We start from the raw sequence: 19,159 nt of genomic DNA, 5'->3' as shown, positions 1-19,159 counted from the left end.
CTCAGGCCTCGACGGCCGGGATGGTCATGGTGTCCTCGTCGGCCTGCTGGTCCTCCAAGGTCTTGCCGGGCAACCGGACGACGAACTCGGCGCCGCCCTCCGCGGAGCGACGTGCCGTGACCTGACCGCCGTGCGAGGTGATGGTGTGGGCGACGATCGACAGCCCCAGGCCCGTGCCGGGGGTGTTGCGCGCCCGGTCGGAACGGTAGAAACGGTCGAAGACGTGCGGCAGGTCCTCGTCGGCGATGCCGGGGCCCTGGTCGGCGATTCGCAGCGTGTCGCCCTCCAGGTGCACGTGGATCGTCCCGCCGGGCGGGCTGAACTTCACGGCATTGTCCAGCAGGTTGGTGACGGCCCGTTCCAGGGTGTCCGGCTCGCCCACCAGGAAGAGGGGATTCAGTTCCACGTCGAAGACCAGTCCCGGGCCGCGACGCTTGGCGCGGACGATCGCCGACTCCACCACGTCGCGGAAGTCGATCTGCTCCGGGTTGGCCGTCACCTTGTCCTCGCGGGAGAGCTGCACCAGGTCTCCCACGAGTGAGGTGAACTCGCCCAGCTGTGCGGCGATGTCGTGCAGGATCTCGCCGCGGGCACCCTCGGGCAGCATGCCGGTCTTCTCATCGGCCACCAGCAGCTCGATGTTGGTGCGCATGGAGGTCAACGGGGTGCGCAGCTCGTGGCCCGCGTCGGCAATGAGGCGCTTCTGGCGTTCACGCGAGGAGCTCAGCGAGTTCAGCATCGTGTTGAAGGAACGGGTCAGTTCGCCCAGCTCGTCCTCGGAGTGGATGTCGATCGGCATCAGCTCGTCGGTCTCCGTGACGTGGGTCACGGCGGCGGAGAGCTTGCGCAGCGGGCTCAGCGCCTCACGGGCGGTCCACCAGCCCAGCCCCACGGCCATCACGACGCCGATGCCGCCGGTGAGGATCATGGTGAGCCACAGCGATTCCAGGGTCTTCTCGGTGGGTGCCAGCGGGCGCGCCAGGATCAGGGCATAGCGCTTGTCCTGCACGGTCTGCGGCACGGCAACTATCCGGTAGCGGGTGCCGTCGATGTCGGTCAGCGTGCGCGCCGAGGTGCCGGTCTGGGTCCTGGCGACGGCCAGCTCCGGAGCGCCCCACTGGATCGTCACCGCCGTTCCGGGCACGTCCTGGGCCTGGTTGTCACTTCCCAGCAGGAGCAGCGCCACATTGGCCGCCCGCAGCGCGTCGGAGTTCAGGCCGCCCATGCCCTCCAGATCCGCCTCGATCGGCCCGGAGATGTAGGAGGCGACGTCGATCAGCTCGTTGTCCAGCTGGTCATAGAGGCTGATCCGGGTCATCCAGTAGGCGGCCACCGAGATCAGCAGCACGGCCAAGGACACGGCCATGGCGGACAACCACACGAGGCGCCGGCTCAGGGAGGCGCGATGAGGCCGCCAACTGCCCCGCAGGATGGAGCGAGCTGAGCGGATCAAGGAATTCACGTGTGGTGCCTGTCAGGGGTCAGAGGGTGGTTCGTGGGGTGGCGCCCCGGTCTGTCACGGGGGAGTCTCGCGCAGGACGTAGCCGATGCCGCGCACGGTGTGGATCAGGCGGGACTCGCCCTCCGCCTCCGTTTTGCGACGCAGGTAGCCGATGTAGACCTCGAGCGAGTTGGCGGTGGTGGGGAAGTCGAAGCCCCAGACCTCATTGAGCAGCCAGCCGCGCTCCAGGACGCGACGGGGGTGTTCCATGAAGACCTGCAGCAGGGCGAACTCGGTGCGGGTCAGGCTGATCTTCCGACCGCCGCGGGAGACCTCGCGGGTCTGGGTGTCCAGGATCAGGTCGTCGAAGACCAGGGTCTCGCTGCCCTTGTCCGTCTCCGGGCGGGAGCGACGGGTCAGGGCCCGGACCCGGGCCAGCAGCTCGTCCAGCGCGAAGGGCTTGACCATGTAGTCGTCGGCGCCGGCGTCCAGGCCGTCCACCCGATCGCCCACCGCGTCGCGGGCGGTGAGGATCAGGATCGGCACGTCATTGCCGGTCTGGCGCAGCATCCGGGTGGTCTCGAGCCCGTCGAGACGCGGCATCATCACGTCCATGATGACGGCGTCGGCCTTCACGGCGGAGAGCTTCGCCAGGGCCTCCAGCCCGTCGGAGGCGGTGCTCACCTCGTACCCGCTGTACTGCATGGAGCGGGCCAAGGAGTCGCGGACGGCCTGGTCGTCGTCAACCACGAGGATCTGCATGAGCCTAGCTTGCCACTTGCGGGGACTGATTGCCTGTTCAGGCGTCGGTAACCTGCTCCAGCGCCCGCATGATCCGCTCCAGCAGGTCGGTCAACGGTTCGCCGCTGCGGGTGTGGGCCAGGCCCAGCAGATAGGTGGCCACGGGGGCCATTGGGCGCACGCTGGCATGGGCGATGTGGCGGCCGATGCCGGGCAGTTCCTCGACCGGGACGTCCTCCACGTCGAGACCGAGTGCGTCACAGGCGCGTCGGGTGAAGGCATGCCACTGGGCGGGGTCCTCGGCCTGTTCCGAATCGAGCGGTGTGCTGGGCACCACGTCGAGGATGGCCTGCTGCAGCTCGGCCCGGTCCGCCTGCGGGTGCTGGCCGATGGCCGCGCCCCACAGGTAGCCACCCACCGGCGCCATGGGTCGCAGGCCAGCCCGGGCGATGGCTCCCGCCACGTCGTGGATGGCGTCGACGTCCACGTCGTGGGCCGTGAGGCCGACACTGTCGTAGACCCGGTGCAGGTGGGGTTCGACGCTGAACTTGCTGGTCACGGGAAGACTCCTGTCATCCGGGGCTGGTGCTGGCGACACAGGGCGGTGCTACCTCGATCGAATCACAACCGACGGCCGTCGGGGCCACGGCCCAACCGGTCGAGCACCTCGGGCGGCAGGTGCACCCCGAAGGGATCGGCGCTGCGCGCGCGGCAGTGCGGGCAAGTGTGGTCGCCGTCATCGGGAAAACGGCTGCGGCAACGCCGGCAGGTGGTGGTGTTCACCGTCGTCAAGGTGGTGGTGCCTTCTTCCAGGGCCGCCTGCCACGGCAGCGGGGCGGGGCTGCTGAGGGCCTGGGCGGGGCAGTGGGTGATGCAGGCGCGTTCCCCGTGGCACTGCGACGGGTCGTGCGTCAGGCTCGACAGGCCACCGGCATGGGTGAGGCTGAGGGCATCGTGCGGGCAGGCCTGCACACAGACCCCGCAGGCGATGCAGCCGGCGGCCTCCAGGGCCAGGGCCGGCGAGCTGACGGACGCGTCGTCCACCCCGGCCACGGCCAGGGACTCCAGCAGCCGCTGGTGCGCGTCGCTGCTGGCCGGGTGCAGGGCAGCTTCGGCGCGGCGCAACCCGAGCGCGGAGCGACGGCTCACCGGCGGGCGGGCCACGTCGGCCAGCGCTCCGGCGGGCAGGTTCTCGGGCACCTCCAGGCCGAGGCGCCCCTCACCCACCAGGCGCGCCAGGGCGGCCAGCTCGGGGCGTGCTCGGCCCGCGCGGCAGTCGCTCAGGTCTAGGTGCAGGGTGCCCGCGGACTGAGCCAAGTCGACGAGGCGGTAGACCTCGACGTGGGCCAGACACTCGTCCAGCCGCACTGTGCGGGCCTGGTGTTGGCGTGGTGTGTGGTCGCACAGCACGACGACGGGGCCGGGTTCGCGACGCAGCCAGGCCAGCACGATGCCGTGGCGTACATCGGCCTGCCGCAGGAGCTCCGCCGGGTCTGTCATCAACCTTCCTCCAGGGCTCGTCGCGACGGTGGCGACAGGGACCCCCTGTCGTCCCGCAAATACTGCTTCACTACGCTGGAAGCGTATCTTGCCGCCCCATCATGTTCGGGAGGAACCGCATGACCATCACTGACCAGCACGTTGGCCCGGGATCCACGCGGCTCTCCCGTCGTCGCCTGATGCAGTGGACGGGAGCAGCCGCCGGAGCGGGTGCGTTGGTCTCCGCCCTGCCCGAGCAGGCCGCCAGCGATTCGGTGCACCTGAAGCAGGCCGATGGCGTGCCCGATGCCGACCGCACCGTGTGGAGCGCCTGTATCGTCAACTGCGGCTCACGCTGCCCGCTGCGGCTGCAGGTCAAGGACGGCGTCGTGGTGCGGGTGCTGCCCGACAACACCGGCGACGACACCCTGGAGAACCGCCAGATCCGTGCCTGCGTGCGTGGCCGCAACATGCGCCAGCGCATCTACAACCCCGACCGCATCAAGAAGCCCCTTAAGCGCAAGGAAGGCACCAAACGCGGCGAGGGGCAGTGGGAGGAGATCAGCTGGGACGAGGCCTTCGACCTGTTCGCCGAGAAGCTCAAGCACACCTACGACACGTACGGCCCCGAAGCCGTCTTCAAGGTCTACGGCTCCGGCGTGTGGAATGCCCACCTGGCCTACGGCGCTGGCTGGCAGCGGCTGTTCAATGCCTTGGGCGGTCACCTGGGCTACTACAACAACTACTCCTACAGCCAGATCGGCGGCATCACCCGCTTCCACTACGGCAATCCCGACGAACAGGTCTCCAACTCCTTCGAGGACTCCATCAAGCACGGGCGGATGCTGGTGCTGTGGGGCAACAACCCGCAGGAGACCCGCATGTCGGGCGGTGGCCTCACCTATGTCTCGCTGGAGGCGGCCCGCAAGGCCGGACTGAAGATCGTCGTGGTGGATCCGCGCCACTCCGACTCCGTCGCGGTGCTGGCCGACCAGTGGATCAGCCCCCGGCCCGGCACCGACGCCGCGCTGGTCAACGGCATCGTCCACCACCTGGTGAAGAACAACCTGCACGACCAGGCCTTCCTCGACAAGTACTGCGTCGGCTTCGACGAGGACCACATGCCCAAGGGCATCCCGGCCAACAACTCCTACCTGAGCTACATCATGGGCAAGGGCGAGGACGGCATCGAGAAGACCCCGGCCTGGGCGTCGAAGATCACCGGCGTGCCGGAGAAGACCATCGTCGAGTTCGCGCTGGAACTGGGCCGCACCAAGCCGGTCAACATCACCCAGGGCTGGGGCCCGCAGCGCCACGCCAATGGCGAGAACCAGGCCCGCGCCATCTACACCCTGGCCAATGTGCTCGGCCAGGTGGGCATTCCCGGCGGCGGCACCGGTGGACGCGAGGGCAACTACTGGCCGCTGACGGCCTGGCTGCCCGACGGTGACAACCCCTGCAAGGCCTCCATCAGCAACTTCGCCTGGAGCGAGGCGATCGTGCGCGGCGAGGAGATGACCGACGTCAAGGACGGCGTGCGGGGCGTCAAGAAGCTCAGCACCGGCATCAAGTTCCTGCTGGAGTACGGCGGCAACATGCTGGGCAGCCAGCACGCCGACCTCAACAAGCTGCGCGAGATCCTGCAGGACGAGTCCAAGTGCGAGTTCATCGTCACCGTCGACAACCAGATGTCCACCTCGGCGGATCTCTCCGACCTGGTGCTGCCCGACACCACCACCGCCGAGCGCTGGGACCTGGTGCCCAGCGAGTACTGCGGTGACACCGCCTACCTGATCGCCTGCGAGAAGGCCATCGAACCGCTGCACGACTCGAAGCCGGCCTACGAGATGGTCACCGAGATTGCCAAGCGGCTGGGCGTGGAGCAGAAGGTCACCGAGGGCCGTGACCTGCGGGGCTGGGCGCAGTACCTGCAGGACGAGGTGAACGTGAAGGCCGTGCCCGGCATGCCCAAGTTCGAGGAGATGCTCAAGAAGGGCGTGCACCGCTACCGCAATCCCGAGGGCACCACCGTCGCGCTGAAGGACTTCCGCACCGATCCCGAGAAGAACCCGCTCGAGACGCCCACCGGCAAGATCGAGATCTTCTCCGAGGAGTTGTGGAACATGGCCAAGACCTGGGAGTTCCCCGACGCCAAGAAGGGCGACGTGATCACCGCGCTGCCGGTGCACGTCGACACCTGGGAGGGCGCCATGGAGGCGCTGTCCAATGACAAGTACCCGCTGCAGCTGATCGGCCACCACTACAAGCAGCGCGTCCACTCCACCTACGGCAACCTGTCCAACCTGCAGGAGGCCCATCCGCAGGCGGTGTGGATCAGCATTCCCGATGCCGAGAAGCGCGGCATCAAGAACGGGGACGTGGTGGAGATCTTCAACGACCGTGGCCGGGTGCAGATCCCGGCCAAGGTGACGGCACGCATCATGCCCGGCGTCGCCTCACTGCCGCAGGGCGCCTGGACCGACTTCGATGCCGACGGCGTCGACCACGGTGGCGCGGTCAATGTGCTCACCTCGCTGCACTGGACCCCGGTCTCCAAGGGCAACTGCCAGCACACCACCCTGGTGCAGATCGAGAGGGCCTGAGAGGACGGATCATGGAAGGCTTCTACTTCGACCAGTCGGCCTGCAACGGCTGCAAGGCCTGCGCCATCGCGTGCAAGGACAAGCACGACCTGCCCATCGGCGTGCAGTGGCGCCGGGTGATCGAGTACACCGGCGGCAGCTGGGTGCAGCAGGGCGACACCTACGAACCCAAGGTGTTCAGCTACTACACCTCGATCTCGTGCAACCACTGCGAGGACCCGATCTGCGCGGAGGTGTGCCCCACCACAGCCATGACCATCCGCGACGACGGCACGGTCTACGTCGATCCCAAGAAGTGCATCGGCTGCAAGTACTGCGCCATGGCATGCCCCTACAGCGCCCCGCAGTTCAACCCTGAGAAGGGGGTCATGACCAAGTGCGACGGATGCAAGGACTACCGCGACGCCGGGCAGGAGCCCGCCTGCGTGGCCGCCTGCCCCTCGCGCGCCCTGGAGTGGGGTGACGTGGACGAGCTGGCCAAGAAGCACAACAGCGACGTGCGGGCCGTGGAACCGCTGCCCGACCCTGAGATCACCCGGCCCAACCTGGTGATCACCCCGCATCGCGACGCCCAGCCCCCGGGCCAGGGCACCGGCGAGATCGCGAATCCGGAGGAGATCTGACATGTGGCACGAACTTCCGCTGGTGATCTTCACCATCTGCGCCCAGATGTCGGTGGGCTCCTTCATCGTGCTCGGCATCATCCACCTGGCCGGCCTCAAGGTGCCGCAGAAGACGATGGACAAGGTCACCGATCCGGCGCTCTATGCCATCGGTCCGCTGCTGGTGCTGGGGCTGGCCGCCTCGACGATGCACCTGGGCAAGCCGCTGCGCGCCCCCAACGCCCTGCTGCACCTGGGCTCCAGCTGGCTCTCGCGCGAGATCGTCGCTGGCATGGCCTTCGCCGCGCTGGGTGCTGCCTTCGCCGTGTGCCAGTGGTTCAAGCTGCTCAACCACCGGCTGCGCCAGGTGCTGGCCGGGCTGACGGCCCTGGTGGGGGTCTTCCTGGTCTTTGCCATCAGCAAGGTCTACTCGCTGCGCACCGTGCCCGCCTGGGCCACGCTGCACACCCCGATCGCCTTCTACATCACCACGCTGCTGCTGGGCGGGTTGGCGGTGGCCGCCGCCCTGCTGGTGGTCTACCGCATCCGTCGCGGCCGTTCCGAGCCCGATCCCGCGGCCGATGCCCTGCTCACCCAGACGGTGCGCGCCATCTCACTGGGTGGCGTGGTGCTGATCGCGGTGCGCTTCTTTGAGCGCGTCAGTTATTACGCCTTCCTGGGTGGGCACTCCTCGCCGGCGGCACGTCGCTCGCTGGAGATCCTGGGCGGCGAGCTGGGTGGCTGGCGCACGGCGCAGGCCCTGCTGCTGGCCGCCGCACTACTGTGCCTGGCCTACCTGCTGTTCAAGCTGGTGGCGCGGGTGGACAGTTACCAGTTCCTGCCCGCCCTGGGCGTGGTGGCCTTCGCCCTGGCCTTCGTCGGTGAGTTCATCGGCCGCCTGATGTTCTACGGCTCGATGGTGCGGGTGGGCACGTGAGGTCCCTCGACGAGCTGGCCTGCGCCGGTGCGGTGCTGCGCGTGCTGTCCGGCCTGATGGCCGGGCCGCCCGACGAGCAGAGACTTGCCACCCTGCGCGACCCGCAGTGGTTGGAGCAGTGGCCCATGGCCCGCACCGACGTCTGCCGCGCCGGCCTGCACCTGCTGGAACGCAGCGCGCAGGAAGGCGAGGACGCCACCCTGGTTGCCCAGGACCACGCCCGTCTGGTGGGAGGGCCAGGGCGGGTGGCGGTGCACCCCTACGAGTCGGTGCACCGTTCGGTCGAAGGGCTGCTCTTCGAGCAGGAGACCCTGGAGGTGCGCGCCGCCTATGCCGAGTTCGGGCTGGCCGCGCCAGACAAGAACCGCGCCCCCGACGACCACATCAGCCTGGAGCTGGAGTTCGTCGCGACGCTGGCCGAGCGCGCCTTGGACGCCGAGGGCGAGGAGTTCGAGCGCTTGGTGGCGGGTTTCGACCGCTTCCTGGCCGAGCACCTGTTCCAGTGGGCCCCCAACTTCTTCGACACCCTGGGCCGCGCGGCGAAGACCCACTTCCACCACGGTGTGGCCCTGCTCGGGGTGGACACCCTGGTGCAGCTGGGCGCCGGCCAGCAGACGTCCGCACACCAGACTTCTGTGCAACAGGTTTCTGAAGAAGGGGCGTCGCAGAGCTGAATGAGGGCGGGAGTGCCTTGTCGGGCGCTGTTCCGGTGGGTGGAACGACATGTGCCAATCGATGGAACGGGCCGTTGAACGGGTGCTCAAACGGGGGGATTCTCGAAGTGTGACGAACAACACAGACAATGCCGTCGAGCGGTTGTTGACCGCCTCCCAGACCCGCGTCCCCTGCGCCCCCGTCCGTGACCTGATCGGCCGCGACGACGTCGAGGCAGCCTACGCAGTGCAGGAGCAGATCACCGCCCACCGCCTCGAGGCCGGCGCGAAGATCATCGGCCGCAAGATCGGCCTGACCTCCGTGGCCGTCCAGAAGCAGCTGGGCGTCGACCAGCCAGACTTCGGTGTCCTGCTGGACGACATGGTCTACGAGCAGGGTGCCGTCATCCCCGCCGACGCCTTCATGCAGCCCAAGATCGAGGGCGAGGTTGCCTTCGTGCTGGGCAAGGACCTGGCCGAGGGGGAACTGGACATGGCCCAGATCCGCGAGGCCGTGGCCGAGGTGCGCGCCGCCCTGGAGATCTGTGACTCCCGCATCGAGAACTGGGACATCAGCTTCGGTGACACCGTCGCCGACAATGCCTCCGCTGGCGCCTATGTCCTGGGTGACACCGTCCTCACCCTCGACGAGGTGGAGCCGCGCGAGGTGTCCATGACCATGACCGTCACCGGTCAGGAGGACTCCGTCGGCACCGGCGAGGCGTGCCTGGGCGATCCGCTGATCGCCCTGCAGTGGCTGGCCGTCAAGAGCCGTGAGCTCGGCAACCCGCTGAAGGCGGGACAGGTGATCCTCTCCGGGGCGCTCGGCCCCATGCGCCCCGTGGCCCCCGGTGGCCAGGTCAACGCAACCATCAGCAAGCTCGGCGACGTGTCGGTGAGCTTCGGCGAGAAGGCAGGCAGCAATGAGTGACGTGAACAATCCCGATCCGCACGGCCGCGGTGACGGCCCCCGCGTGAAGGTCGCCATCATCGGCTCCGGCAACATCGGCACCGACCTGATGATCAAGGTGCTGCGCAACTCGGAATTCCTCGAGATGGGCGCCATGGTGGGCATCGACCCCGCCTCGGACGGCCTGGCCCGCGCCCAGCGGATGGGCGTGCCGACCATCGCCACCGGCGTCGACGGCCTGATCGAGATGGAGGGCTTCGAGGACATCAAGATCGTCTTCGACGCCACCTCCGCCAAGGCCCACGAGTACAACTCCAGCAAGCTGGCCCCGCTCGGCATCCACCAGATCGACCTGACGCCCGCCGCGCTCGGCCCCTACGTCGTGCCGGCCGTGAACCTGGACGACAACCTGGACGCCATGGACGTCAACATGGTCACCTGCGGTGGCCAGGCCACCATCCCGGTGGTCAACGCCATCTCCCGGGTCACCCCGGTGCTCTACGGCGAGATCGTCGCCTCGATCTCCAGCAAGTCCGCCGGCCCCGGCACCCGCGCCAACATCGACGAGTTCACCGAGACCACCTCGGCAGCCATCGAGGCCGTCGGTGGAGCCAAGAAGGGCAAGGCCATCATCATCCTCAACCCGGCCGAGCCTCCGATGATGATGCGCGACACGGTCCTGGCCCTGGTCAACGCTCCCGACGAGGAGACCCAGGACCGGATCCGGGAGTCGATCACCCAGATGGTGGCCGACGTCGCCCAGTACGTCCCGGGCTACCGCCTCAAGCAGGAGGTGCAGATCCTTCCCGTCGAGGACGAGGCGCCCGTGCACACTCTGACCGGCCCCGACTGCGAGCGCCCGACCCACCAGGTCTCGGTCTTCCTCGAGGTCGAGGGTGCCGCCCACTACCTCCCGGCCTACGCCGGCAACCTCGACATCATGACGTCGGCCGCCCTGCGCGTCGGCGACCGGATGGCAGCCCGAAAGGTGATCCAGGCATGAGCAAGAAGATCTTCGTCCAGGACGTCACGCTGCGCGACGGCATGCACGCCGTGCGCCACCGCATCTCCACCGACAACGTCAAGGCCATCGTCAAGGCCCTGGACGAGGCCGGAGTCGACGCCATCGAGGTGGCCCACGGCGACGGCCTGGCCGGTGGCTCGCTGAACTACGGCCCGGGCTCCAATACCGACTGGGAGTGGATCGAGGCGGCGGCCGAGGTGCTGCAGAATGCCCGCCTGACCACCCTGCTGCTGCCGGGCGTCGGCACGCTGGAGGAGCTGCACAAGGCCTACGACCTGGGGGTTCGCTCGGTGCGCGTCGCGACGCACTGCACCGAGGCCGACATCTCCGCCCAGCACATTGCCGCCGCCCGTGAGATCGGGATGGACGTCTCCGGCTTCCTGATGCTCAGCCACATGGCCGAGCCCGCCAAGCTGGCCGAGCAGGCCAAGCTAATGGAGAGCTATGGCGCCCACTGCGTCTACGTCACCGACTCCGGTGGCCGGATGACCATGACCGACATCGCGGATCGCATCAAGGCCTACCGCGACGCGCTGGACGACAAGACCGAGATCGGCATCCACGCCCATGAGAACCTCTCGCTCTCGGTGGCCAACTCCGTGGTCGCCGTGGAGAACGGCGTGTACCGCGTCGACGCGTCGCTGGCCGGCCAGGGCGCCGGTGCGGGCAACTGCCCGATCGAGCCCTTCATCGCCGTGGCCAACCTGTACGGCTTCGAGCACGGCTGCGACCTGTTCAAGCTGCAGGATGCTGCAGAAGACCTTGTGCGTCCGCTGCAGGACCGCCCCGTTCGGGTGGACCGTGAGACGCTGAGCTTGGGCTACGCCGGCGTCTACTCGTCCTTCCTGCGCCACGCGGAGATCGCCTCGAAGCGCTATGGCGTCGACGTGCGCGAGATCCTGCTGGAGTGCGGTGAGCGTCGTCTCGTCGGCGGCCAGGAGGACATGATCGTCGACGTCGCACTCGACCTGGTCAAGAAGAAGCAGGGCCAGCAGGCCTGATCACCCGCCGGTGTCCCGGCCCCAAGGACGGGGTCGGGACACCGACACCATTTCGGCACCCGGTGCCGGCAACAGGAGGTAAGCAATGCCCGCAGCACTCGTGGCAATGTCGCACTCACCGCTGATCGGATTCGTCGACGTGCCCGAAGAGCTCAAGACCGAGCTCGACGGGGTCTTCGACACCGCGAAGAAGTTCGTGAAGGACTTCGATCCGACGCTGGTGATCAACTTTGCACCCGACCACTACAACGGTTTCTTCTACGACACCATGCCGCCCTTCTGCGTGGGGCTGCGAGGCTTCGGCCTCGGTGACTATGACACCGCGGTCGGCGACCTGGACGTTCCCACCGAGAAGGCCGAGGAACTCGTCCGTTTCGTGCAGGAGCAGGACGTCGACATGTGCATGTCGCGCTACATGGGTCTGGACCACGGAGCCGTGCAGCCGATGGAGATCCTCTTCGGCGGCATCGACACCGTTCCCACCATCCCGGTCTTCGTGAACGGTGTGGCCGGTCCCTTCGTGCCGATGCGTCGCATCCGCGCGATGGGCGAGGCGATCGGACGCTGGGCCACCACCGTCGACGAGCGCGTGCTGCTGATCGCGTCGGGTGGCCTCTCGCACGATCCGCCGGTGCCGCAGTGGGCAACCGCCAGCGAGGACGTCCGCAAGTTCCTGCTCGACGGCCGCAATCCCACCCCGGAGGCACGCCAGGCCCGCCAGGAGCGCGTCATCAATGCCGCCAAGGACTTCGTCGAGGGCAAGGCCACCATCCGTGACCTCAACCCCGAGTGGGACCAGGACTTCATGAAGAAGTGCGCCACGCACGACGTCGCCGGTTTCGACGCCATGCTGGTGGACGAGATGGTGCGCGATGCGGGCAACTCGTCGCACGAGGTGCGCACCTGGGTGAGCGCCTTCAGCGCCTTCGGCGCCATCGGCGACTACCAGGTGGACTACGAGTACTACCGCGAGATCAAGCACTACATCGCCGGCTTCGGCGTCATGACGGCCAACCAGAAGGCCTGACCCCAGCACCACCCACGCACAGTTTTCTCAAGAAGGGAACGAATCGATGGACATCACCTATGACTCCACCTCCAAGATGGTCAAGACCCGTCGGTGGAACATCCACATCAACGAGGCCGGCTCGGGTGACCAGGTCATCTTCATGCTGCACGGCTCCGGCCCCGGCGCCACCGGCTGGAGCAACTTCAGCAAGAACATCCCGGTGCTGGCCGAGCAGTACCGCGTCATCGCCGTCGACATGCCCGGCTGGGGCGAGTCCGATCCGGTGACCTACCAGGAGCGCGACCACTCGACCGCCCTGGCCGACCTGATGGACGAGCTGGGCGTCGACAAGGCCGCCGCCGTGATCGGCAACTCGATGGGCGGCGGCACCACCGTGCGCTTCGGCTACGAGCACCCCGAGCGCGTCGAGAAGCTCATCACCATGGGCTCCAGCTCCGGCAGCTCGTCGCTCTTCGGTGCGGCCGGCTTCACCGAGGGCCTGAAGATCCTGCAGAAGGGCTACCGTGAGCCCTCCTTCGAGACCATGCGCGAGCTGGTCGACATCATGACCTTCGACAGCTCCTTCGCCACCGACGAGCTGATCCAGGGCCGTGCAGACATGGTGAAGGCCCACCCCGAGCACAACCAGAACTTCATCGACGGCACCGGCAAGCGCGCCGTCGTGGAGCTGGACTTCGCCAAGGTGCGCACCATCAAGGCCCCGGCGCTGCTCTTCCACGGCCGCGACGACCGCGTCGTGCCCTTCGAGCACTCGCTGCGCCTGACCTCGCTGATCCCGGATTCCCGTCTCATCCTGATCAACCGCTGCGGCCACTGGCTGCAGATCGAGCACACCGAGGAGTTCAACCGCCAGGTGCTCAGCTTCCTGGCCAACTGACGGGTTCTCCCGGCGGGGATCCGTGGCATGGGGGCGTGTGGACTGTGGTCCACACGCCCCCGTGGCGTTGGTGGGGGCTCGGGGCTCGGGGCTCGGGGCCCCTTCTCCCGGCTCGCGTGGGTTTGGTTGGGCCCCGGGGACCTTGCTTCTCGGCTCGCGTGGGTTTGGTGGGCTCGCGATGGTTGTGCCGCACGCGGGGTGATGGAACCCACGCGCCGGGCTGGAATCCACGCGGGGTGGAGCCTGTGGCGGGCCGGCTGCGCCAGATGCGGCGTCGCGTGGGTTTGGTGGGCTCGCGATGGTTGTGGCGCACGCGGGGTGATGGAACCCACGCGCCGGGCTGGAATCCACGGGGGGACCTCGGACCCCGGCTGTTGACGCGACGAGGATCAGCGGGAGCGACGCCCGGCCCGGTCGGCCAACAGCACCAGCAGCAGGGCAGCGGCGATGAGTCCGCCGGTGAGCACGGTGACTCCGGGCCAGGCCCACCTGCTCCAGGCCCATCCCGCGGCGGTACCAGCCGTCGAACTGCCCAGATAGTAGGCAAAGAGGTAGAGCGACGCGGCCTGCCCAGTCCCGAGCCGGTTCTCCACGGCATTGGCGGAGACCCAGGCGCTGGCCACACCGTGGGCGGCGAAGAAACCCACGGACACCAGGGCGAGGCCCAGCACCACCAGCGGAAGCTGCCGGGCTGCCGTCAGCGCGATCCCGCCCAGGTGCAGACCCAGTCCGCCCAGCACGACGGTGCTCGCCGGGTGTCGCTCCGTCGCCCGGCCAGCGCGCGCCGAACTCCACGAGCCCAGCGCATAGACCAGGAAGACCAGGCCGGCGACGCCAACGGACAGCTCGTAGGGTGGGGCCGCCAATCGGAAGCCCATGGCATTGAAGCACGCGACGAAGGCCCCCATCCCCAGGAAGCCAACGCCCATCAGGGCCAGCTGCACGCGGTTGCCCAGCAGGTCGAGGGTCTTGCGGGTCAACGTGGCGGGGGACAGAGGCTGGGCCACGAAGTGCCGCGAGCGCGGCAGCAGGAGCCAGACGGCCACGGCACAGGCCAGCGCCAGCAGTCCGATGCCCGCGATCGCCGACCGCCAGCCGAAGAGATCCGCCAGCGCTCCCGTGACCAGCCGTCCCGACATGCCCCCCAGCGCGGTGCCGCCGATGTAGAGACCCGTGGCCCGGCTGGCGGCCGACGCATCGATCTCCTCCCGCAGGTAGGCCACCGCCACGGCCGGCAGCCCCGCGACGCACAGCCCCAGGAGCGCTCGACTGGCCAGCAGCAGATGCCATGTGGGACTGACGGCGCTCACCAGGGTGAGCACGGCCGACGCGAACAGGCTGGTCAGCATCACATTGGTGCGTCCGACCGCGTCGGAGACGGGCCCGAGGAAGAGCAGAGCACCGCCCAGTGCAAGCGTGGTGACGGAGACCGAGAGTGCCGTCTGGGCAGGCGTGATCGAGAAGACCTCACCCAGCACCGGCAGCAGCGGCTGCGTGCAGTAGAGCGTCGCGAAGGTGGCCAGCCCGGCCAGGAAGAGCGCCACCGTCGTGTTGCGATAGGCGCTCTCCCCGGGACGATGTCCGCGGCTGGTGCTGGCGGGAGCGGTCACACCTAGGGCTGCTCGTCCTCAGCGTCGGGATCGTCGGCCGGGGTCTCGCCCTCGGTGGGCTCGTCCGGCCCCGCTTCGTCCGGCCCCGCTTCGCCCGGTTCCGGCTCCCCGACGGGGTCCTCGTCGGCCTCGATCGTGGGCAGGTCCTCGTCCTGCGGAGCCGCCTCGCTCTCCTGCTCGGGAACGATCACCGGCTCGGCCTCCTGGATGGGTGCGGTGCCGGCATCGTCCAGGACGGGCATGGTGTGCATGATCACCGGGGGCTCCCCGGGGCCCTCGGCCGGAAGCTCGGGTTCCCCTGGCTGGCTTTCCGGCGCAGGCTGCGTTTCGTCTTCCGGCTGCGATTCCGCCTCTTCTGCCTGGCGGCGGGCTTCTGCCTCGGCCTCTTCGGCGGCTCGGGCGCGGGCCTCCTCCTCCGCCTTCTCGGCCGCGATCCGGGCACGCTCCGCCTCGCGGGCCTCGCGCTCCTTCTCCTCGGCCTCCAGTCGCTCGCGCTCCTGGCGCTGCTGCTCGGCACGCAGCGCCGCCTGCTCGGCCTGTCGGCGGGCGCGTTCCTCTGCGGCCAGACGCTCGGCCTCGGCCTTCTCGGCTGCCGCCTTCTCCGCCGCCGCGCGTCGGGCCTCCTCCTCGCGCTCAGCTGCCTCCTTCTCCGCCTGCAGGTAACCCTGGTGGCGCTCGAGTTCGGCGGCGCTGGACTCATGCCGGACCACACTCACGGAGCCCTCCCTGGTGAGCCAGTGCACGCGCTGCGTCCCCTCCACCCGGGTGCGTCCGCTGACCGGATCAACCACCAGACAGGTGCCCTCGTCGATGGAGACCACCGTGGTCACGTCGCCCTTCTCCAGCGCGGCCAGACCAGCGCCCAGCCCGGCGACGTCACCGTGCACGTCCACCGAGGGGCCGATCAGCGCCAGACCGTCGCGCAGCTCGAGCTCCTCCAGCCCCTCGCCCCAGATCTCGGGAGCCACCTGGCGCCCGCGGAACTTCCAACCGCCCACCAGGGAACGCTTGCCTACCACCGCGGCACCCGCCGAATAGCCCAGATAGGGCACGCCTCGACGCACCAGGGTGGCGATCAGCTCACGGCGGGGACGCAGCGCGTCGAGATAGCCGGGCGTCCACCCGCCAGCTACGACGAGGGCAGCGAGGCCCTCGGGCTCGGCCGGCCAGACGGTCGTGTTCAGGGCCTGGTCTGGTTCGTCGTCCAGCCAGACGGGCTCGATCTGGGCCTCCGGCCAGCGCGACGTGATCGGCTCGGCATAACTCGCGAGCTGCTCTCGTGCCTCGTCCTCGGTGCCGAGCAGCGCGATGGCCACGCGAGTGCCGCGCTTCTTCGCGCTCTCGACGAACTGGGCATGGACGCTGTCAAGGGTGTCGGACGGGCCGCTTCCCACCAGGAACATGGTCATGCAACCAGCCTAGCCAGCCTGCGCGGCCCGCGGCGGTTCAGTCTCGCTCCGCCCCCGCGGCGTGCAGTGGGGCCAGGGGAGAACGTTCCCGGCGGACCCGCTGGACCGCCCACCTGGCATCGGCCTGCACCCGCGGATCGGCGGGGTCCAATTCCCCGGCAGCGATGCGCCGCAGCAGTGGCAGGGCCCCCTCGGTGACCGCCGGCCCCCAGTGGTGCTGCACGCCGGACCGCATCTGCACCAGGGTGGCAGCGGCGCGCAGACGGCTCGCGATGTCGGTGGCCTCCGCCTCCTGCGCGGCGGTCCAGCGCGCCACCCACAAGACCAGCAAGGTCACCAGCACGTCGCCGGCGCCAGTGACCACCAGGAAGGAGTGCTCTGACGCCAGTTCCCAGCCATAGCGCAGCACCAGACCGCCCACCTGGGCCGTGGTCCACAGGGCGGTGAGCACTGCCCCGATCCGTAGCCCACCGGAGAGCACCACCAGGTGGACCACTGCCGTCGATCCCCACGCAATCCACAGGGGATAGTCCAGCGCAGGGCTCTCGGGAAGCAGCCAGAGGTTCACGGCCCAGGCCCCGATGGCCAGGGCCAGCAGGGCGAACTGGCTGACCGTGGACAGGGCTCGTCGCTGCAGGACCAGGGCAGTCAGGATGCCCAGCGCGGCGATCCCCAGACCGGTCAGCAGGCCCGCGCGGGGGTCGGACAGCCGCGGGCTGACCAGGAGCGTCATCAGGGCCGTGGTGACCAGCGTCGGCCATGCCGTGCGAGTCAGCTTGCGGCGGACCAGTTGGTTGGGCGCCTCTCGCCATGCGGCGGTCGCGGCATGGTCGTCGCGGGGCCAGCGCAGGGTCAGGACCGCGCGACCATCCCCTGAGGTGCTCGCCGCCCCGCCCACGTCGTCCATCCTGCGGAAGATCTGGTCACCGTGTGTCAGTCGGCCGATCTCCAGGCCCGGGCCGGTGTCCTCGCGGGTGACAACCACCTTGCGGGCATCGTCGGCGCCGCGGACCAGAACCCGGGCGGCGCGAGCTGGTTCGCCCACGTCGAGCAGGAAGGCCCGCGTGGCGTCCGTGACGGCCTCGGCCAGCGCCGTCGGCACCGGCGCCGTGCGGCCCTCGACGGCGAGGGGGATGGACTCCAGGGCGACGTCCTGTTGGAGCATCACCTCGATCGGGGCGGTCCGCCGGCGTTCCATGGCCTGCCTGACGCGCTGCCAGGCCGCTGCACACAGCACTGCCGCCGGATGTTGCCCACGGCGCCGGACGGAAGACTGTTGGGACTGTCCAGCGCCGGTGCGTTGCAGTGCCGGCAGCACGTGCCGATCCAGCAGGTCGTCGGCGGCCCGTTGGCCAAGGTTCTCGCGCTCCAACTCGTCCTTGTCCTGCCGGGCGGCCAGTTGCCGCTCGACGGCGGTTCTGCGCGCCCGTTCCACGGAGATCACCGCATCGCCGAAGAGAAGCGCCAGGATCGCCGGCTGGATGATGAACAGGTGATCCGCCAGGTCTTCCCAGCTGCGCGTTCCGACGGCGAGGTGCTGGGTCAGCAGCAGGGCGGCCGTGCCCAGCGCGGCAAAGGGGACATAGTCCCGACGGTCGCCCGAGCGCATGGCCAGGGCGAACATGGGAAAGGCCCAGTAGCCCGGCACCAGCACGTCAGCAGCCTCGAAGGCGCCGGTGTGGCGCATCATCAGCACGATGGCGCCGAGCAGCATCGCGAGCAGCAGCCATGGAAGCGCCCGATGGTGGCGGCGGGTCAGGAGCGCCACTCCCGTCAGCAGCTGGGAGGCGACCAGCAAGACCAGGCCGGGCAGCGCTTGGGGGCTGACTGCCGCGAACCGGGTGACGAAGAAGAAGGTCTCGGTGGGCAGGGTGAGGGCAAGCGAGGCCAGGCCCAGCACGCGCAGTGCGGGGGCCGTGGAGATCAGCCCGGTGACGGACTGGGCACGGCGCAGCGCGCCCATGCCTCGCTGCTCTGGCCTGGTCATTCCAGGTGGCGCACCTCGTCGAGGATGCCCGGGACCGCCCTTTCGATGGCGGCCAGCGTGTCGTGGAAGCCGTCCAGGCCGCCGTACCAGGGGTCGGGCAGCGGATCGCCAGGAGCAGCCTGCGGGTCGAAGTCGCTGAACAGGCGAATGTTCTGGGCCTCGGGAACCAGCCGACGCATCCGGTCCAGGTGACGCTGTTCGGCCGCCACCACCAGGTCGGCACCGCGGATTTCGTCGGCACTGATCTGGTGGGCACGGTGGCCCGACGTCTCGTATCCCGCCTCGCGCAGCACCTCGACGGCCCGGGGGTCGATCGGATTGCCGAGCTCCTCCGTGCTGACTCCCGCGGAGGTGATCTCCACGTCGAGTCCCGCGTCCTGGGCATGGGCGCGGGCCACCCGTTCCAGCATCGGGGAGCGGCAGATGTTTCCGTGGCAGACCATGATGAGTCGCATCACGCCTCCTGTCGTGACTCGAGCACGCCGGAGACCCAGCCGCTGACCAGGCTGATCAGCAGGCTGCCCAGGAAGGCGGCACCCCAGCCGGAGACCTGCCAGGGCTGGTCGAAGACGCCCGCGGTCCAACTGGTGAGCATCAACATGCAGGCATTCACCACCCACAGGGAGAGTCCCAGGGTGATGATCACCAGCGGGAAGGAGAAGAACTTCAGCACCGGCTTGACCAGAGAGTTCAGCACTCCGAAGAGCACTGCCACGACGAGGATGGTGACGATGCGGTCAAGGGTGGTCCCCTCGCCCAGACGGATGCCCGGCACCAACCACGTCGCCAGGGCCAGCGCGACGGCATTGGCAACCAGACGAATGAACATGACCCCAGCCTGCCATGCACCGGGCC

18 protein-coding genes are annotated in these 19,159 nt (G+C 68.8%); 9 read left to right on the top strand and 9 right to left on the bottom strand.

What is annotated here, in order from left to right; all coding sequences use genetic code 11:
• Position 1: 1 nt before the first annotated feature.
• From ACTQ49_RS06680 to ACTQ49_RS06665, 4 genes are all read right to left on the bottom strand, one after another.
• Entirely contained in the window at positions 2-1,366 is a 1,365-nt protein-coding gene (locus ACTQ49_RS06680) for an ATP-binding protein (protein WP_441827063.1), read from the bottom strand.
• 150 nt (positions 1,367-1,516) lie between these two features.
• A complete protein-coding gene (locus ACTQ49_RS06675; RefSeq protein ID WP_441827062.1) occupies positions 1,517-2,203 on the bottom strand; it encodes a response regulator transcription factor in 687 nt (228 codons plus the stop codon).
• Between the two features lie 37 nt (positions 2,204-2,240).
• The gene (locus tag ACTQ49_RS06670) at positions 2,241-2,741 is read right to left on the bottom strand and encodes a DUF6457 domain-containing protein (RefSeq protein WP_441827061.1); all 501 of its coding nucleotides are present in this window, start codon (positions 2,739-2,741) and stop codon (positions 2,241-2,243) included.
• A 62-nt stretch (positions 2,742-2,803) separates the two neighbouring features.
• Positions 2,804-3,682, bottom strand: a complete 879-nt coding sequence (locus ACTQ49_RS06665; RefSeq protein ID WP_441827060.1) for an ATP-binding protein — start codon at positions 3,680-3,682, stop codon at positions 2,804-2,806.
• Between the two features lie 119 nt (positions 3,683-3,801).
• Between ACTQ49_RS06665 and ACTQ49_RS06660 the strand changes: the two genes are divergently transcribed.
• The 9 genes from ACTQ49_RS06660 to ACTQ49_RS06620 all read left to right on the top strand — a co-directional run bounded on the left by ACTQ49_RS06660 (position 3,802) and on the right by ACTQ49_RS06620 (position 13,298).
• The gene (locus tag ACTQ49_RS06660; protein ID WP_441827059.1) at positions 3,802-6,264 is read left to right on the top strand and encodes a DMSO/selenate family reductase complex A subunit; all 2,463 of its coding nucleotides are present in this window, start codon (positions 3,802-3,804) and stop codon (positions 6,262-6,264) included.
• Positions 6,265-6,275: 11 nt separating this feature from the next.
• Entirely contained in the window at positions 6,276-6,887 is a 612-nt protein-coding gene (locus tag ACTQ49_RS06655; RefSeq protein ID WP_441827058.1) for a DMSO/selenate family reductase complex B subunit, read from the top strand.
• 1 nt (position 6,888) lies between these two features.
• Positions 6,889-7,803 carry a dimethyl sulfoxide reductase anchor subunit family protein gene (locus ACTQ49_RS06650; protein ID WP_441827057.1) on the top strand — a complete coding sequence of 305 codons (915 nt, stop codon included), beginning with the start codon at positions 6,889-6,891 and terminating at the stop codon, positions 7,801-7,803.
• On the top strand, positions 7,800-8,477 hold the full coding sequence (locus ACTQ49_RS06645) for a TorD/DmsD family molecular chaperone (RefSeq protein ID WP_441827056.1): 678 nt from the start codon (positions 7,800-7,802) through the stop codon (positions 8,475-8,477). The genes ACTQ49_RS06650 and ACTQ49_RS06645 overlap by 4 nt, the downstream gene beginning before the upstream one ends.
• Positions 8,478-8,586: 109 nt before the next feature.
• Positions 8,587-9,387 carry a 2-keto-4-pentenoate hydratase gene (locus tag ACTQ49_RS06640; RefSeq protein ID WP_441827055.1) on the top strand — a complete coding sequence of 267 codons (801 nt, stop codon included), beginning with the start codon at positions 8,587-8,589 and terminating at the stop codon, positions 9,385-9,387.
• Positions 9,380-10,369, top strand: coding sequence for an acetaldehyde dehydrogenase (acetylating) (locus ACTQ49_RS06635; RefSeq protein WP_441827054.1), 990 nt, complete (start codon positions 9,380-9,382; stop codon positions 10,367-10,369). Before ACTQ49_RS06640 ends, ACTQ49_RS06635 begins: the two co-directional genes overlap by 8 nt.
• Complete coding sequence (gene dmpG, locus ACTQ49_RS06630; RefSeq protein ID WP_441827053.1) at positions 10,366-11,391, top strand: 4-hydroxy-2-oxovalerate aldolase; 1,026 nt, start codon at positions 10,366-10,368, stop codon at positions 11,389-11,391. The genes ACTQ49_RS06635 and dmpG overlap by 4 nt, the downstream gene beginning before the upstream one ends.
• 85 nt (positions 11,392-11,476) lie before the next feature.
• Positions 11,477-12,418, top strand: a complete 942-nt coding sequence (locus tag ACTQ49_RS06625; protein ID WP_441827052.1) for a 3-carboxyethylcatechol 2,3-dioxygenase — start codon at positions 11,477-11,479, stop codon at positions 12,416-12,418.
• 46 nt (positions 12,419-12,464) lie between these two features.
• On the top strand, positions 12,465-13,298 hold the full coding sequence (locus tag ACTQ49_RS06620; protein WP_441827051.1) for an alpha/beta fold hydrolase: 834 nt from the start codon (positions 12,465-12,467) through the stop codon (positions 13,296-13,298).
• Positions 13,299-13,687: 389 nt separating this feature from the next.
• On the opposite strand, the gene ACTQ49_RS06615 is transcribed toward ACTQ49_RS06620, so the two are convergent.
• Genes ACTQ49_RS06615 through ACTQ49_RS06595 form a run of 5 tightly spaced genes read right to left on the bottom strand, consistent with a single transcriptional unit; the run spans position 13,688 to position 19,133 of the window.
• On the bottom strand, positions 13,688-14,908 hold the full coding sequence (locus tag ACTQ49_RS06615) for an MFS transporter (RefSeq protein WP_441827050.1): 1,221 nt from the start codon (positions 14,906-14,908) through the stop codon (positions 13,688-13,690).
• Between the two features lie 2 nt (positions 14,909-14,910).
• Positions 14,911-16,317, bottom strand: a complete 1,407-nt coding sequence (locus ACTQ49_RS06610; protein WP_441827049.1) for a hypothetical protein — start codon at positions 16,315-16,317, stop codon at positions 14,911-14,913.
• Between the two features lie 37 nt (positions 16,318-16,354).
• Positions 16,355-18,304: a hypothetical protein gene (locus ACTQ49_RS06605; protein WP_441827048.1), complete on the bottom strand. Its 1,950-nt coding sequence runs from the start codon at positions 18,302-18,304 to the stop codon at positions 16,355-16,357.
• A complete protein-coding gene (locus ACTQ49_RS06600; RefSeq protein ID WP_441827047.1) occupies positions 18,301-18,759 on the bottom strand; it encodes a low molecular weight protein-tyrosine-phosphatase in 459 nt (152 codons plus the stop codon). The genes ACTQ49_RS06605 and ACTQ49_RS06600 overlap by 4 nt, the downstream gene beginning before the upstream one ends.
• Entirely contained in the window at positions 18,759-19,133 is a 375-nt protein-coding gene (locus tag ACTQ49_RS06595; RefSeq protein ID WP_441827046.1) for a phage holin family protein, read from the bottom strand. The genes ACTQ49_RS06600 and ACTQ49_RS06595 overlap by 1 nt, the downstream gene beginning before the upstream one ends.
• Positions 19,134-19,159: the final 26 nt, after the last annotated feature.

Origin of the sequence: Luteococcus sp. Sow4_B9 (assembly GCF_052116585.1) — a bacterium.
Taxonomy (GTDB): Bacteria; Actinomycetota; Actinomycetes; order Propionibacteriales; family Propionibacteriaceae; genus Luteococcus.
The sequence above is the reverse complement of the archived record's forward strand: the minus strand, read 5'-3'. Positions and strand labels throughout refer to the sequence as shown.